General features: G+C 64.2%; 1 protein-coding gene. It reads right to left on the reverse strand.

Going from position 1 to position 254, the window contains the following annotated elements; all coding sequences use genetic code 11:
* The coding region (locus SB771_RS35810; RefSeq protein ID WP_410722144.1) for a tetratricopeptide repeat protein at window positions 1-254 on the reverse strand (254 nt) is incomplete at both ends.

The raw sequence follows: 254 nt of genomic DNA on the forward strand, positions 1-254 counted from the left end.
TCTTGAGGTCGTTCGCTTCGAAGGCGGTCTTGGCCGCGGCCAGGGCCGCCATCGGCGCGTAGGCCGACGATTCGTACTTGGCGCGGATATCGCCGGCCACGCGCTGCACCTTGGCATTGTCGTTCGCCAGCAGCGAGGCCTGCAGCTCGTCATACAGCGCCGAGGCTTCGACCGACTTGTTGCGCTGGTGGGTTTTCCAGTAGTTCCAGCCGGCGTAGGAGCCGAGCGCGATGATCAGGACCCAGATGATGATG

The sequence above is a fragment of the Burkholderia sp. SIMBA_051 genome (genome assembly GCF_046534915.1).
GTDB lineage: Bacteria > Pseudomonadota > Gammaproteobacteria > Burkholderiales > Burkholderiaceae > Burkholderia > Burkholderia ambifaria.